Annotated in this window: 14 protein-coding genes; 2 read left to right on the forward strand and 12 right to left on the reverse strand. The window is 42.5% G+C overall.

Annotation, left to right across the window (positions count from 1 at the left end):
• Positions 1-36: 36 nt before the first annotated feature.
• The 4 genes from E0H79_RS10695 to hemE form a co-directional block, all read right to left on the reverse strand.
• Positions 37-1,986 (reverse strand): DUF4105 domain-containing protein, encoded by a 1,950-nt coding sequence (locus E0H79_RS10695; protein ID WP_213072764.1) that lies wholly within the window; start codon positions 1,984-1,986, stop codon positions 37-39.
• An 86-nt stretch (positions 1,987-2,072) separates the two neighbouring features.
• Entirely contained in the window at positions 2,073-2,543 is a 471-nt protein-coding gene (locus E0H79_RS10700) for a DUF3015 family protein (RefSeq protein ID WP_104853198.1), read from the reverse strand.
• A 237-nt stretch (positions 2,544-2,780) separates the two neighbouring features.
• Positions 2,781-3,602: a DUF817 family protein gene (locus E0H79_RS10705; RefSeq protein WP_131261600.1), complete on the reverse strand. Its 822-nt coding sequence runs from the start codon at positions 3,600-3,602 to the stop codon at positions 2,781-2,783.
• Between the two features lie 72 nt (positions 3,603-3,674).
• On the reverse strand, positions 3,675-4,745 hold the full coding sequence (gene hemE / locus E0H79_RS10710) for a uroporphyrinogen decarboxylase (protein WP_004971944.1): 1,071 nt from the start codon (positions 4,743-4,745) through the stop codon (positions 3,675-3,677).
• 271 nt (positions 4,746-5,016) lie between these two features.
• Between hemE and E0H79_RS10715 the strand changes: the two genes are divergently transcribed.
• Together E0H79_RS10715 and E0H79_RS10720 are read left to right on the forward strand one after the other, a co-directional pair.
• Positions 5,017-6,261 (forward strand): L,D-transpeptidase family protein, encoded by a 1,245-nt coding sequence (locus E0H79_RS10715; protein WP_004971948.1) that lies wholly within the window; start codon positions 5,017-5,019, stop codon positions 6,259-6,261.
• A gap of 202 nt (positions 6,262-6,463) precedes the next feature.
• A complete protein-coding gene (locus tag E0H79_RS10720; protein WP_131261601.1) occupies positions 6,464-7,156 on the forward strand; it encodes a pirin family protein in 693 nt (230 codons plus the stop codon).
• A gap of 138 nt (positions 7,157-7,294) precedes the next feature.
• On the opposite strand, the gene E0H79_RS10725 is transcribed toward E0H79_RS10720, so the two are convergent.
• The 8 genes from E0H79_RS10725 to E0H79_RS10760 form a co-directional block, all read right to left on the reverse strand.
• Positions 7,295-8,350, reverse strand: a complete 1,056-nt coding sequence (locus E0H79_RS10725) for an ArsO family NAD(P)H-dependent flavin-containing monooxygenase (protein ID WP_373424807.1) — start codon at positions 8,348-8,350, stop codon at positions 7,295-7,297.
• Positions 8,351-8,590: 240 nt separating this feature from the next.
• Positions 8,591-9,463 carry a SphA family protein gene (locus tag E0H79_RS10730; protein ID WP_004971953.1) on the reverse strand — a complete coding sequence of 291 codons (873 nt, stop codon included), beginning with the start codon at positions 9,461-9,463 and terminating at the stop codon, positions 8,591-8,593.
• A gap of 155 nt (positions 9,464-9,618) precedes the next feature.
• Positions 9,619-10,539 (reverse strand): catechol 1,2-dioxygenase, encoded by a 921-nt coding sequence (gene catA, locus E0H79_RS10735; RefSeq protein WP_004971957.1) that lies wholly within the window; start codon positions 10,537-10,539, stop codon positions 9,619-9,621.
• Between the two features lie 200 nt (positions 10,540-10,739).
• Positions 10,740-11,801, reverse strand: a complete 1,062-nt coding sequence (locus E0H79_RS10740) for an NADH:ubiquinone reductase (Na(+)-transporting) subunit F (protein WP_131261602.1) — start codon at positions 11,799-11,801, stop codon at positions 10,740-10,742.
• 68 nt (positions 11,802-11,869) lie between these two features.
• Entirely contained in the window at positions 11,870-12,232 is a 363-nt protein-coding gene (locus E0H79_RS10745) for a phenol hydroxylase subunit P4 (RefSeq protein WP_104853300.1), read from the reverse strand.
• Positions 12,233-12,349: 117 nt separating this feature from the next.
• Positions 12,350-13,876 carry an aromatic/alkene/methane monooxygenase hydroxylase/oxygenase subunit alpha gene (locus E0H79_RS10750; protein ID WP_004971966.1) on the reverse strand — a complete coding sequence of 509 codons (1,527 nt, stop codon included), beginning with the start codon at positions 13,874-13,876 and terminating at the stop codon, positions 12,350-12,352.
• Between the two features lie 92 nt (positions 13,877-13,968).
• Entirely contained in the window at positions 13,969-14,235 is a 267-nt protein-coding gene (locus E0H79_RS10755; protein ID WP_004971969.1) for an MmoB/DmpM family protein, read from the reverse strand.
• 11 nt (positions 14,236-14,246) lie between these two features.
• Positions 14,247-15,251, reverse strand: coding sequence for an aromatic/alkene monooxygenase hydroxylase subunit beta (locus tag E0H79_RS10760; RefSeq protein ID WP_131261603.1), 1,005 nt, complete (start codon positions 15,249-15,251; stop codon positions 14,247-14,249).
• Positions 15,252-15,268 lie beyond the last annotated feature (17 nt).

The following is a 15,268-nucleotide window of genomic DNA, read 5'->3' on the forward strand; positions in this document are numbered from 1 at the left end:
TGGTTTTTTACAATTCAGTATAAATTCAACAGCTCTTTAAAAAAAATGCACATAGCCTAAACTGGTCTTGTTCCAGTCCTGTTTGTCCTGTTGTTGATATTCCCAACCCAATCGCAACACATGCTGCGGGTTGAGTACATATTGCAACTGGCTGTTCAGCTTAAATTGCCATTGGTGACGATCTTCCCAATACGGTAATTCAAGCTGAACCAAACTATTCATGCGTGCTGACCAGATATTTTGACAACCCAGTGTTGGGCCAATTCCAACACGCCAGCCTTTGTCTAAAGCCTTACCCGCTTGCACATGATTTTGAATTTGCACATAACACAAATGTTCACGCGCTTGATTAGCCACGCTATAACCAAACTGTGTTTTTAAACTTAAAACACCATGCTGTTCCGTTTCGCTAAAAGCCCCGTGCGAATTCAGGGCTTCTTGCTGCCAACCCAAATTAAAGCCCCAACTAAGTGGTGTTTTAAATGCGGTCATTGGGTTATAAGAGTTCACCGAGAGTAAATCTAACTGATTCAGTTTTAAGCGGTCTTCACGATATTGCACAGAAGCTTCTAAAAAGTTGAGTTGCGTCCCTGTACGAAAACCACCTTGCGGATCAAGTAAATCATGGTAAGCCTGTCGATGACTCAACTCTACAAAATGCTCGCCTTGCACCTCGCCAGTACGCACAGCAAAGCTTCGTGCATGATGCCCCTGCACAGGATCGACCTGAGGGCGTGCGACATCCTGACGTTGTTTTTCTAAATTGATCTGACTTCTTAAACTTAAAATTTGTCTCAATCGCGGTTGTGCAATTTTGGCTTCAATTTTGCGTCCAATCAGTTTCAGATACAAATCGTCATAAGCCATTTCCAGAATTTTAGCTTGATCGATTTGGCTGTGATTTTGCAAAACTGCCGCCACATTTTCAGGTTCTGCTTCGGCCACTTGATGGGCAGTTTTTGCCAACGCTGTGCCATGTTGTCTAGCTTGCGCCAATAACTGAGTTTCCAAAGCAGGACGATAGACAACATCTGCCACTAAATTTTCCTGCTCTACAGCTTTTAGTGTTTCAATTGGAATAGATGCGACTTTAAACTGCTGCTGTAAATTTAGCTCAGGACGCACCAAATCCATTAAGCCCAATAAGCGATAGGCACAATTGTCACTGATAAAATAATACGGAAATTGCACATGCTTCATTTCCCAAATGTGCTGCACTAAAAATGTGGTTTCCTGCTCATTCAGTGCCAGTTCATATTCCCACAAATCTCGGCTTTCTAAATCGCCATATTCTTTTACTTTGCGGTAATACGGCATCAGTGAATATTCACCCGGATATTGCCCTGTAAGTCCTTTCCATGCATAAGACCAATCTTCGCTGCCCGTTACCGTTGCTGCATAATTGACAGCATAGGAAATTAAATTCAGTTGTTTTTGATCTTTTGGGTCTAAGCGCAATAAAGTATGCCCAAACATAGAACTTGGATTGCCCATAAAGTCTGTGGCATAAATCAGCACTGCTTTATAAGGTTTAATTTGTCCAATCCATTCGTCCAATTCAGGACATTGCACCTGTGCCAAATCTTGTTGAGGAATTTGTAATTGTTCAATTAACCAGCGGCTACGTGCAGGAAATTTGCACTGCACAGATTGATTGGCAGGCGCTGTTTCAAATAATGCCTGCACATTGCGAAGTAACTCTTGGTTTAAATTGCTTCCGCCTTGTTCCGACACAAAATAGCCTGCATATTGCACTTCACTTTTGCCTTGCTGCGCATACATTAAACGCTGCCAAGTCACCTGTTCTGCCAAGTGTAGGTCTTTGGCTTTTTGCACATAATGTGCGGAAAACATCGCTAATTTATTTGTATTTTGTACTGTAGAAGTGGCTGTAAGTGGCTGAATCTGTATTGGAGATATTTCAGGAGATAACGCAAAAACCGTAGGAGATAAAAAAACTAAACTACTTAAAACAATTGATTTCATGGACATTTTATAAATTTTATATAGGGTCTAAACGTATTCTTGTGCTATAAAAAAGCCCTGCGAATGATGCAGGGCTTTATTCAAACTTAAACGTATGCTTTTAAAACGTCATCATTCGCCATCACGCTCTGTAAAGATGCCAATACTTCTAAAGAAGTCTGGTTTTCTGCAGAATAAATAGATGCAAAGTTTTGCTTAGAAACCGCAAAGAAATGTGCTTTATCTTCTGCTTTAATGCTTAATAATTCAGCCAATACGTTCAAGCTTTCGCCTTCACCAACTGCCATATCGCGTGCCAATGTTTCAGCATTTTCATTGGTAAATGTCACAACTTGTGCAGTTACTGTACCTGTACCGCTACAACCTAAAGTACCAAATGTGATACCAAACAATTGGTTTGCAAAAATACCGTTTGTAGTTGCTGCTAAAATTTTTGCAACTTTGCCAGACTGACCTGCCCAAACTTGAGAACCGATACCACAACCTGCATCACGGTCTGCAAATGCTGCTGTAGAACCCACTGCCAAGACAGCAGCCAATGCTAATTTTTTAATCATCGCCTTACTCCAGAGATTTATTATTCGAAAAATTATGCTTCGAATCGTTATTCTTTATTGCTATGTGTAATTTTTATTACACTATTTTAAGATAGCGAGATGTCACTCAGAAGGCAAAACATTTATCACAAAATCAGGCATTATTTTTGTGCATTTTTGTAGCGTCGATTGGTTTTTAGCTTAAAGATTGGTCTTAAATTTGAAAATAGATTTTAGTGTTGAAGATAGCATTTAGATTTACTGCTGCTGTTGATCCTCAGTTTTCAGTGCCCACTGCCCTTCTGCATCGCGATAACCCAAAATTTTCATGACCAGAACCAGACTCAGTAACAGCAATAAATACCAAGAACCGAGTTTGCCCCAGCCGACCATGTGCCACGCATCGACCTGACTTGGATACAACCATATTTGATAAAAGGTGCTAATGTTTTCTGCGACCCAAATAATAAAAGCCAAAAGCATCAATACAGGCAACATTGGCAGTTGTAATTGAGACCGTTGTAATTGAAAACGAATTTTGGTTTTCCAGAAAATCACAACGCTCCACGCAAACAAGCCATAACGAATATCGGGGATAAAAAACTTGCTCATGAAGTTGATATAAGACAACACTGCCAAAGCCAACATATTGCTAAAAGTCGGCAAATTCAGCAAAGATACCCGATACAAACGCAAAGAACGCGCAAAGAAACTGCCAACTGCAGAATACATAAAGCCTGCAAAAAGCGGTACGGTCATAATTTTAAAGACAGCAGGTTGAGGATATTGCCACGATGCAATTTGTGGATGGGTTAAAAAAATTTCCATGATCATCGCCAAAATGTGAAACAAGGCGATGACTTTGGCTTCTGCCCAAGATTCTTGTTTTAAATATAAAAGACAAACTTGAATAATTAAGGCATAAAACAATAAATAGTCGTAACGGAAAAATCCGAAATATTCCTGACTGCCCATTGATGCAGTGAGTGCAAATGCAATCAGCAATAAAATTCCAAATAAGGCAGCCGAAGCTGCCTTAGTCGAAAACTCAAGTCCTGACTTTAACCATGTTATCCACATGATCTGACAACCTGACCGAAGCTGAGATTACACTTATACATCTACAAATGATCCATCTATATCATTGTGCGATTATAGATATTTGGCACTGTATTCATGTACCGTGTCGATAAATACTTTAGGACGTTCAGGGTCTACCCACTGGGTAATACCATGCCCTAAGTTGGCTACATAACCTGTTTTTTCACCATTGGCATAGGCATCATCCAGCATCGCACGTGTTGCTTTGGCAATTGCTTCAGGTGAACCGTACAAAGTGGCTGGGTCTAAGTTACCCTGCAATGCGGCACGACCACTCACCGTTTGACGTGCGACATTTAACGGTGTTGTCCAGTCCAGACCAAAAGCATCTGCACCTGTTGCAATCATTGGCTCCAGCCATTGACCGCCACCTTTGGTAAATAAAATAACAGGGATTTTACGTCCATCTTTTTCACGTTGCAGACCTGACACAATTTTCTGCATATAGTGGAGTGAAAATTCAAGATATTCACGATGGGCCAATGCACCGCCCCAACTATCAAAAATTTGTACTGCCTGTGCGCCTGCATCAATTTGTGCATTTAAGTATTCGGTCACTGCATCGGCCAAACGGTCTAATAGTGCATGTAAAACTTCAGGCTGTGCGTACATCATGTTTTTGGTGAAACGGAAATCTTTGCTTGAACCACCTTCAACCATATACGTTGCCAAAGTCCATGGACTACCTGAAAAACCAATTAAAGGCACTTGTCCGCCCAAAGCAGAACGAATGGTCGATACTGCATTCATGACATAGTCTAAGTCTGACTTGGCATTAAATTTAGGTAAATTGGCAACGTCTTGCTCGGTACGCACCGTTTTATGAAACTTTGGCCCTTCGCCTACTTCAAAATACAGACCTAAGCCTAATGCATCGGGTACAGTTAAAATATCTGAAAATAAAATCGCAGCATCTAATTCATAACGACGCAAAGGCTGTAAAGTCACTTCACAGGCAAATTCAGTATTTTTGCATAGAGAAAGAAAATCTCCTGCCTGCGCACGTGTAGCACGATATTCTGGTAAATAACGTCCTGCCTGACGCATCATCCATACGGGCGTGCAATCTACTGGCTCACGTAATAAGGCACGAAGAAAACGATCATTTTTTAAGGTCGTCATTTACTTTCCCAACTCATTTTCAATCTTGCAGCCATCATATCAAAAAGGTTGAAGTTTTAATAACTTCATTTCTTGCTCGTCTTTTCAGCCTATTCTAAGTGTTCAAATTCAGCTTACGTTTATGTGAAATACATCACACAAACAAAAGTCACTGTAAAATTGGGGTTATCTTGCATATTTACACAAAACAACTACTGCATCTCCTTAGTTTTTCTGCAATACTTGGCTAGTTTTTATCTATGTAAATGAATAATTCTCAAGGTTGAATTACATGTTGGTTCGCACAATACTCGCAATGAGTTTAAGTTGCATTTTTGCAGGGACTACTTTTGCTGCATCTACTGCTGAACAACCGTTAAATCCACAAGTGATTAGCAATACCGCTATTGAAGATCCGATTGATCCTTTAGCGACAGAAGCATCGGCTGCACAAAATAATCTAAATGCAACAGACACTGCTATTACGCAACAAGAACAAAATGATTTAAATAAGGCTTCAAAAACCTTAGATGATCTACACAAAACTGAAGATACCACTGCCGATGTAGGCACTGCACCAACAAAAAGCTCTGCAAGCCAAACTGCTACATCCAACACAGCAGCACCAAAAGCTTCATGGACTTTAGATGGCTTAAATAATGCTACTTGGTATGAAAATATTGGTAAAGGTCAGTTCCCTGTGTATGCACGTGCACACGTGATGCTGAACAATTCACATGCTTCTCCAGGTGCAATTGATGGCACTAGTGGTAAGAACACCCTAAAAGCAATTGCATCATTCCAGCAAATGAATGGCATTAGCCCAACGGGTATTTTAACCAAAGAAACTTGGGATGCGTTGGTTGCACGTCAAGGTTCACGTCCTGCATTTGTAGAATACACGGTTACTGAAGCGGACTTAAAAGGTCCTTATGCGAAATCTATTCCGCATGACTATGCAGAACAAGCCAAAATGAAAGGCTTGTACTACACCCGCGTAAGTGAAATGTTAGGTGAAAAATTCCACATGGATGAAAATTTCTTAAAGAAATTAAATCCGAATGCAACATTTAATAAAGTGGGTGAAAAGTTATTGGTGACCAACGTTCGCAATGACTTACCTGAAGACATTCACCTGATTGTGGCGCACAAAGGTGCAAAACAACTGTATTTGTTCAACAAACAAAACCAAATGGTCGGCTCATTCCCAGCAACCATTGGCAGTGCAGATACTCCATCGCCAACAGGTACTTATAAAGTGACAGGTGTTGCACCAAACCCATGGTACAGCTATTCACCAAGTAACTTTATTCAGGGCAAAAACTTAAAACCGCTGTCTTTACCACCAGGCCCTAACGGCCCTGTGGGGAATATCTGGATTGGTTTAAGTAAAAAATCATTCGGTATTCACGGCACACCAAACCCATCGACCATTTCAAAAACGGCGTCGCATGGTTGTATCCGTTTAACCAACTGGGATGCAAACGATTTAGGTCGTAAAGTACGTTCTGGCGTGACTGTAAAATTCCTTGAATAATCAGTGATCGCTTTAAACCGCAAAAGACCCACGTTTTTACGTGGGTTTTTTAATGCCGCGATAAAACTCTAAAATGTCTAGGTTCTGCAAAAAATCTACACATGTTGCAATTTTAGAACGGCATGTTGCAGTTCGCCTCTAGGTCGGCTGCGGTGAAAAGATTAAGATTAGTTCAAGTTAAAAAAATGATAGGAGCATTATCATGAATGCTTATTTACACCGTAGTGAAGATCGTGGTCATGTGAAAATGGGGTGGTTAGACACCAAACATAGTTTCTCTTTTGGTAATTGGTATAACCCGAAATATATGGGTGTTAGTGCCTTACGTGTCATTAACGATGACCGTATTGCCGCACATAATGGTTTTGGTACTCACCCACACGACAACATGGAAATTTTGACTTGTGTATTAAGTGGTACGATTTCCCACCGCGACAGCATGGGCAATGAACGCCATATTACTGCAGGTGAATGGCAGTTAATGAGCGCAGGTACAGGCGTTCAGCACAGCGAAATTAACAATGGTGATGAAGAAGTACACATGCTGCAAATTTGGATTCAGCCGAATGTACGCGATGCAGAGCCGACGTATCAGCAAATTCAACGTGACCCAAATACAGCACCCAACCAGTGGCATTTAATTGTCGGCCCGAATTACAATGCCCCAATGCACATTCGTCAACAGGCAGAAGTAAAAGCAGCTGTTTTAGAAACTGGACATCGTTTAGAAGTTACAGCAACACAAGCGGTAAACTATGTGCATGTAATTCGTGGTGAAATCACCATTGGCGAGCAAACAGTTAAAGCGGGCGATGCTTTGTTATTTGCTGATAATGCTGTGATTGAAGCAAAAGAAGACAGCCAGTTCATTTGGTTTGATTTACCAAAACAGTAAGTCCTGACTGTCACCTTATTATGATTGAGCATCTTTAATTTTTTGAGTTACCCTCTTGCCCTCTTCTACAGAGGGCTTTTTTATGGCTGAAATTGCATGATTCATTTTTTAAACACAGTTTTTGTCACGTTAATGACTTTACGCTGTTGTCTGCAAATACGCAGCAATTTGCTCTGCCACATTCCGTGCGGTTCGGGAAACACCAATTAAAGTTGCCGAGGCTGCGCCTGTCCAATCGCCATAACCAACCAACCATAAATTTTGCTGTTGTAACGCTCGATTTTCTAACACATCGACTGTGCCTTGTGCATTAACCACATTCAAACTTTGTAAATGCGACAATGCTGCCTTAAAACCTGTGCACCAAATAATGGCATCAATTTCCTGTTCGCGCCCATCTGCCCAAACTGCACTATGTTCGGTTAAATAGTCAAATGGCGGCAGACCATGTAATACATCACGTTGCCGTGCTTCTTTGACACTTGGAATCATCACAATATCGCCCAAACCACCGATCGGTTGTTCAATACTGCGACCTTCCTGCTGGGCTTTTAAGCGCTCCGTGGCACGTAAAAATAAAACCCGTCCATCTACATCATCGGCTAAAAAACTTGGCGGTTGCTGTGTAACCCAAAAAGTTTCGGCCACTTTAGACACTTCTGCCAAAATTTGTGCGCCTGAGTTACCCCCGCCGACAATCATGACTCTTTTGCCCTGAAAAGCATTGGCATTGCGGTAATGAGCCGAATGAATTTGTGTGCCTAAAAAGCGTTCGCGTCCTGTATAAGCAGGAATAAAAGGCTGACTCCACGTTCCAGTAGCACTCACAGCGGCTTTGGCTCGCCAGCTTTGCTGTGCCGAACACACAATTAAATCATTGCCTTCCTTCAGGACTTTTTCGACCTGCACAGGACGCAGCACAGGAAATTGATAGCGTGTTTCATACGCTGTTAAATAGTCAATCACTTCTAATCGTTTCGGATATTCCTGTTCGGTTTTTGGCATTAACCAGCCGGACAAAGAACTCCATGTATTTGGAGAGAACAGCTGTAAAGAATCCCACGCATGTTGCCACGCACCGCCCGACTGCGTTTGATTATCCAAGATCAGAAAATTGATTTTTTGCCGTTTTAAAAAGTAAGCCGTGGCCAATGCTGCTTGTCCGCCACCAATAATAATTACATCGGCATCCATTATTTGATTCAAAATGGCTCTCCTGCTCGCAATACGCACCCTGTTGCTATGCCTAATCTTAGCGCATAAGTGCAACACGTGAGAGATTAAAAATTCAGTCCACCAAACTCAACTTATGGAAGCACGTAATTAGAAGCAAGCCATCTTGAAAAATGATGCTGCAAAAAAGCCAAGTCTTTCAACTTGACTTTGTTTTGTAAGATAGCTTGATGTGCAACACTGCAGAATCAGGTTCGGGCTTTAAAAAGCCCAAACCAATTTCAAAGTCGAAGAGTGTCCTTCAGGACGATGTTCCACTTCAGTTTCTTTCAAAAACTTTGCTTCCAAAGACCAATTATCACGTTTGTATTGAATCGCGGGACCAAAAGATAGAGCCTGTCCTTTATTGCCAATACTGACACCATTCACTTCATCATCTGTGGTTTGTTTAAATACATAACCTTCGAGTGCCAATTTGACTTGATCATTCAATTGATAACCGATTGCATAATCTCCAGCGAAATAATCCCCCGACTGATAATTTGTGTCGTCATTTTCACTGTTGAAGCTATAAGACATTTTGGTGGAAAACTCCCAACCTTGCGGCTGCAAATAAGAATACGCAAAGATAGGACGAATGGTGTTGTAGTTCTTACCTAAGTTGGCAACTACAGGACGTTGTGGATTGGCATCTTCATAATCGCCTGTTGCGAGCACACCTTCTAAAGCAGCTACACTGTGATGATTGCCTTTATGCCAACCCAACATGCTGCCAATAATCAAATCGCCCAAACCACTGTTAGAGTCTGACATGCCCATCACATTTAAACGCAAATCGACCAAAGGCTGTGCAGCATATAAACCCAACTGACCGCCTGCAATGTGTTGGGGGGTCATCCATACCAAACGTGGAATATAGACATTCACATCGGCATGGAAATTGTCTGGGCCGTCTTTAAACTCACTGGCATGATAGTTCTGATAGTAGTTGAGTAAGTATACCCCAGCTGGTGGTAAAGCCCCTGCTGCAATGCCTTCTGCGCCTAATCCAAATGTATCTAAACCGTTTTCTGTTGCATTGACGTGTGTCGCCATGACACCCAAAAGCATGAGTGCCCAAATTTTGTTATTCATAGAACATCCTATTCAATAGAAATTTTGATGAAGTCTGTCTGCTGCGCCTGAATCATTCATGCGCGAACAGCCGACTTTTAAGGGCAGCATCAACAAAGAACTTGCTGATGCTGTATTGGCGAACGTGTTAAAACTTTGTGTTTTAAGGTGTGGGATTAAGCACTTGCACGACGACGTTCAACTTCAGTCGATGGTGCATTTGCAGTGTCTTTGACTAATTCAAAGTTAAAGGTGATGTGCTTAAATGGTTTGTCTAAACCACGGCGCTGAATTTCTGCAGCATCGGTCACATCTACCGCTGTTGCAACCAGACCTTCACGGGTCGCAAATGCGAAGTCATCCCACAGGTATTGATCACCTTCAATGTTAAATTGCGTAGTGAGTTTGCGGTAACCTGGTGCAGAAATGAAGTAATGCACGTGAGATGGACGGTTGCCATGACGACCTAGTTTGTTTAATAAAGCTTGAGTCGTGCCGTCTGGTGGGCAGCCATAACCGACTGGCATGGTCGTTTGCGCCACATATTTACCATTGGCATCACTGAAAATAGTACGGCGTAAGTTAAAGTCAGACTGAGATTTATCAAAGAATGAATAGTTACCTAAACCGTTGGCATGCCAAACTTCGACTTTGGCATTTTCAATGATATTGCCATTGGTGTCAGTGACTGTACCTTCAATAATTAACGTATCTAAATGGTCTGATTCTGAACCATCATCCATACGCGCAAAACCGACTGATTCAGGCGCACCTGCAACATAAAGTGGCCCTTCAATGGTACGTGGTGTACCGCCTGTTACGCCTGCTTTGGCATCGGCTTCATCGGCACGTAAATCTAGATAATGTTCTAAACCCAAACCTGCTGCAAGTAAACCAAGTTCATTGGCTTTGCCTGCATCGGTAATATATTCCAGACCTTTCCACACTTCTGAAGGCTGAATGTCTAAATCTTCAATGGCTTGAAATAAATCTGCCACTAAACGCACCACTATTTGCTGCACACGCTGATCGACAGGGCGTGTAGCGGTGTCTACGTTCATTTCCTTCACTAAAGTATCAATTTGTTGACGGTCCATGTAACTCTCCTTGGCTATTTTGGCTTTGCTGGTTGTCGCATTGCTATTTTGGCTTTTGACACTGCCTTACTGTGTTGATGATGGTGTCAGTGCTGAGCTAAATGCCTCAACACTGACCGACTTCCTTGGAAACTTTTTATCTATTGCAATTCGATAGGCTCAGTACAATATTGCAGCACCTATCCACTTTTAAATATGTGTTAAATATGTTTAAACAATGCTGAACGTGACTGACCACTTGCACCATCGGCAGCACTCAAGAAGCGTTCAGTGTGAATATCACGTTCAAACAAACGGCTTTGCATTAAGGTCGAAATTGCTGCATCAATCATGACTGGTGGGCCGCATAAATAGGCTTTGTGTCCACCGCAACGCTGCTCAAAATAATCGGCAACCGCTTCATGCACATAGCCTGTAAATCCTGTCCAATGGTCTTCTGCTTTAGGTGCATTTAATGCAGGAATGTAGCGGAAGTTTGGATAGTCTTTGACTAACTGCTCAAACAGTTCTCGGTTATATAATTCCGCAACATCACGCGCACCTTGGAATAGGTAAATGGTGCGGGTATCACCCGACTCTAGTAAGTCTAAAATCATAGATTGCGGGCTAGATAAACCTGAACCACCTGCAATAAAAATCGCATCCTGATCATCCGATTTACGTACAAAGAATTGTCCGTATGGCCCTGAAATTTCCAGTGCGTCGCCTGCCGCAAGCTGCTCATGCACATAGGTCGTAGCACTGCCGCCCACAACATGACGAATATGCAATTCAATAATGCCTAGTTCGCTTGGTGCATTGGCAATTGAGAAGGCACGAGTGCCTTCAATACCCGGGAATTGCACGTTAATGTATTGCCCTGCCTGAAACTCCATCGGGCGGTCTAACTGCAAGCGCACACCTTTAATGGTTGGAGATAAGTCCTTCACCTCAAGGACTTTGGCCTGATAATCCTGAACCAAATATCCCAAGAAATCTGGGTCTTCATCAACATCGGCTTCAATGGTCATGTCTGATTCAGGCTTACAGCAGCACGCCAACACTTTGTGTTCTTCACGTTCCAAATCCATCAGCGCGAAAGGTGACGCTTCGCCGACATCATAATAACCATCGGTGACTTGGACTTTACAAGTGCCGCAAGTGCCATGCCCACAAGCAAATGGCAACCACACGCCTTGACGTAACGCGGCATCTAAAATGGTTTGATCTTCTTCAACCTCAATGGTTGCGCCAATTGGCTCAATTGTGACTTGATAGCTCATCTGCGACCTCCTGTCTTGTACTTACTGACTGTGCTTTGCTGTCTTTATTTTGTTGTGATCTTACTGTTTTAAACGTGTGCGCCCTTGTACCCATTCAGTCCTGGGGTCACAAAACGCAGTAGTGATTTTTGATCGAAGCCAATTTCTGCCAAGGTCTGTTCAGGGCGTGGCTGAATTACCTGTTTGTTTAAAGTAAATTGCACTTCATCCCATTTAATGTTTTCAAAGTCAGGATGTTGATGGAAACCCGCCTGCATTTGCTGATCCAAAAATTCCTGAAAGGTTTGCTGCGGCGAAACCAACATGGCGTGTGCAGAACAATATAAAGTGTGATGATCCCAACCCACATACACCAAAATGTTGTCGCCATAGTGTTTTTGTAGGTCGCGTGGTTCAAAGTCGTAATCTGGGCGAATAGCGCGTACTGACATGGTCATTCTCCGTATTGGGGTGGTTTGAGCCGCAAATGACTCAAACCGAAATCCTTTTAAATTTGAATCTTGAAATAACTTAAATTTTAGATATTTACTTTAGATAGTGAATGAGCGTTAAGCCGCATCACCTTTCCATTTTTTCCAGCGTTGCTGGTCTGGTGAACCTTCAATATCCAAGTTATCTGCACCGACATTGAAGCGATAATATTCGCGCAGCATGTTTTCCAAATCTAAGCCACCACAGTTGCCTTGTAGAATTTGGTTCACTGGCAACCATGCCTGCACATATTTTTCAGGTTCACGTTCAAAAATATCGTGACAACCATCTGAACAGGTGTGGTAACGCTCGCCTTTATAAACAGACTCACGATACGTAAACATGGTCGGATCGCCATCCATTTCGGTGAAAGTCATTGGCACTTGGCAAATTTGGCACAATTGCGGTAAGCCTGCGCTGTAGAAACGCTTGCCTTCTGCTTCCATCTTGCGTGCTAACTCCCACTTTGGACGGTAGTATTTGTCAAAGGTGTCTGGATATTTTTCAGATAACCAATCCATTTCCTGATCGGTTGGAATCCAAGTATGGAAACCTGCTGCATGACCGAAGTTATAGAAAATCCACCACGCTTGATGCGACACGTGTTCTTTTTCTTTGGTAATTACTTCTGAATATTTCGGCATACGAATACCGTAACGGCTCAAGTCTTTAAATAACGCACCGCCCGCTTCTTCAAAGTAGGTTTCCCACGCTTCTTTCCACGACATCACTTTGTTTGGCAGCATGTAGTCCATCATCATGCCAACTATAGATAACAGACGAGTCCCACGCCAGAACCACTTATCAATCCATTCCTGTACGATTGGCACGTTATCTTCGTGTTGTTCTAACAAGAATTTCACGATTTCTAGACCTAAAGTCATGTGACGTGCTTCATCGGACTGTGCACTAAAACCAAAGGTGACCGTTGCCATATCGCCATTGTGTGCTGCACCTGACATGAACGGTACGAACAACAAGTTGGTCAATACATATTCAAAGGCAAAGCTAATGGCTAACAAGAACTCAAACGGCCCTGCTGAACGCGCATCTTCAAAGAAAGATTTTGGTACAGACAAGTACCAAACGCGGTCATGCATGTGCGACCAATCCTGAAAACCATCAAAGAATTTGTTGTAATGGCTCATGGCATGAATTTGCGTCTGCACGTGACGTAATTCATCAATCGACTGCATTTGTGATGCGATACGTGCGCCTACACCACTGAACTGACGCCCTACATGTGCATAACCTTGGAATGCCTGATATTCAAGCGGAGTTACCGCAGTTAAAAACAGTTTGATGGCATTCAAATAACGCTCATTGGTCACGTTCATTTGACCGTTGTTTTGTGCAAAAGCATCAAAAATGGCGTAAAGTTTTTTCTCTTTTTCTGCCTGATACTTCCAGTAAGCATCCATGGTTAAACGGAATGGATCTTCCCATTTAGACCAGTCTGTAATTTTAATGCCTTCAAATTCTTCGTATGGAAAGGCTTCTTTGCGGTCTGCATAAGAAAAGTCCCAATCCAAGTCACGAGTAAGTGCGCGATAACGGTCTTTGGCATTCAGTTTTTTTGCTGGGGTTTTAACTTGTGAATTCATGCTCATCATCCTTAAATTTTTTAGCGGCAATCTATGCAGCAATATGTTCTGGCGGCACTGTACTCAAATTGGCTCAGTGCACATCCTTATTCCTAGTTCCAGTGCAAACGGAAACTGTCATCATCTTCTTCGACGTTGCCGCCCAACGTAATCATGTTGAGTTGTAAAGACTGAATATCCCAATCTTGTCCAAGTTTTTCAGATACCGTTTCTGCTTTAACAATCAGACCTGTTTCGCTTTCTACCCGAATCATGGCTGGCAGATATTGAATCGTGGCATCTGGGTTGTCTTCTTCAATCGCTTCAATGATGTAGCGCGACGTGTCATTGTCCTGTAATGCGAGATAAACCTTAGACATGCTGCTTCTCCTTAAGCCTGCAAAATTTGTTCGAGTTCGATGCCAATTTTTTTACTGCGTTCCAGCAGTTTTTGTTCTGCAATGTCGACTGCATCTGCAGACAACGCCTCAGCTGCCCACGCTGAAAATGCCGCTTTCACTTCAGGTAAATATTCGGCTAACCACTGGCTCAACAATTGTTTGTTATGTGCAGATTCTGCAGCTGCGGTTTTAAATACGCTGTCTGACCATTTGCGTAAATCTGCCATGGCTTCCTGCATAAATTCCATCAGCATCGCCAAGTCACGTGCTTGATGCTGTGCCAACCATTGATCAAATTGGGTGTAAACCAATTCGCTCATAAAGCTGTCAATCACCAAGTTTTGTAATAAAAACAGTTTGAAATAGTCCTGCTCGATCAAACTGGTTTCACACAACTTGCGCAGTCCTTGCCATGCTTCATCCTGCATCCATGCTTGTTTGGCTGGAATTAAAGATTCGCCCGTGTTGCCATCGAGTGCCAAACCAACCCGTGAGATGTACTGCGCCATCCCTAAACGATCCATCGCAGCATAAATACAGGCTTGGGTCAGCACCGTGCCATAACCATAAGCACTGCCCGACATCATGTGTAAATTGGCAGTCTGTTCGATATGACGAAACGGCAAAAACAAGGCAATCACTTTGGCTTTGACATCTTCAGAAATATGCTCTGCCAACTGACGCTTTTCAAAAAAGCTAAAGTTACTTTCGGCAATGTCCTGCAAACGCGCACGATGCTGCACATAAGTTCCGTAATAAAACTGACGCGGGTCTTTAAATGCGTACCAATCCTGCATTTCAATTGCAGTATGGGTTTTATCATTTAAGGTTTTTTCAGGTTTCCACAGCGGACGATAGTGAAAGTTGGTTTCCGCCTGAATATCAAAACTGACTTCCTGATAACGGGTGGCTGGCTTGTTGCCAAAACGGCGCTCAATATAGGCATAGTTTTGACGAATTGGCTCAATACCCGCTGTTTTAATTTCTAAAGTCATCGCTTATCTCCTTAAGC

The organism is Acinetobacter sp. ANC 5045 (assembly GCF_004331005.1).
Taxonomy (GTDB): domain Bacteria; phylum Pseudomonadota; class Gammaproteobacteria; order Pseudomonadales; family Moraxellaceae; genus Acinetobacter; species Acinetobacter towneri.

Coding starts and splice junctions, on each gene's coding strand:
- E0H79_RS10695 (WP_213072764.1), bottom strand. CDS start 1,986: ATGAAATCAATTGTTTTAAGTAGTTTAGTTTTTTTATCTCCTACGGTT.
- E0H79_RS10700 (WP_104853198.1), bottom strand. CDS start 2,543: ATGATTAAAAAATTAGCATTGGCTGCTGTCTTGGCAGTGGGTTCTACA.
- E0H79_RS10705 (WP_131261600.1), bottom strand. CDS start 3,602: ATGTGGATAACATGGTTAAAGTCAGGACTTGAGTTTTCGACTAAGGCA.
- hemE (WP_004971944.1), bottom strand. CDS start 4,745: ATGACGACCTTAAAAAATGATCGTTTTCTTCGTGCCTTATTACGTGAG.
- E0H79_RS10715 (WP_004971948.1), top strand. CDS start 5,017: ATGTTGGTTCGCACAATACTCGCAATGAGTTTAAGTTGCATTTTTGCA.
- E0H79_RS10720 (WP_131261601.1), top strand. CDS start 6,464: ATGAATGCTTATTTACACCGTAGTGAAGATCGTGGTCATGTGAAAATG.
- E0H79_RS10725 (WP_373424807.1), bottom strand. CDS start 8,350: ATGGATGCCGATGTAATTATTATTGGTGGCGGACAAGCAGCATTGGCC.
- E0H79_RS10730 (WP_004971953.1), bottom strand. CDS start 9,463: ATGAATAACAAAATTTGGGCACTCATGCTTTTGGGTGTCATGGCGACA.
- catA (WP_004971957.1), bottom strand. CDS start 10,539: ATGGACCGTCAACAAATTGATACTTTAGTGAAGGAAATGAACGTAGAC.
- E0H79_RS10740 (WP_131261602.1), bottom strand. CDS start 11,801: ATGAGCTATCAAGTCACAATTGAGCCAATTGGCGCAACCATTGAGGTT.
- E0H79_RS10745 (WP_104853300.1), bottom strand. CDS start 12,232: ATGTCAGTACGCGCTATTCGCCCAGATTACGACTTTGAACCACGCGAC.
- E0H79_RS10750 (WP_004971966.1), bottom strand. CDS start 13,876: ATGAATTCACAAGTTAAAACCCCAGCAAAAAAACTGAATGCCAAAGAC.
- E0H79_RS10755 (WP_004971969.1), bottom strand. CDS start 14,235: ATGTCTAAGGTTTATCTCGCATTACAGGACAATGACACGTCGCGCTAC.
- E0H79_RS10760 (WP_131261603.1), bottom strand. CDS start 15,251: ATGACTTTAGAAATTAAAACAGCGGGTATTGAGCCAATTCGTCAAAAC.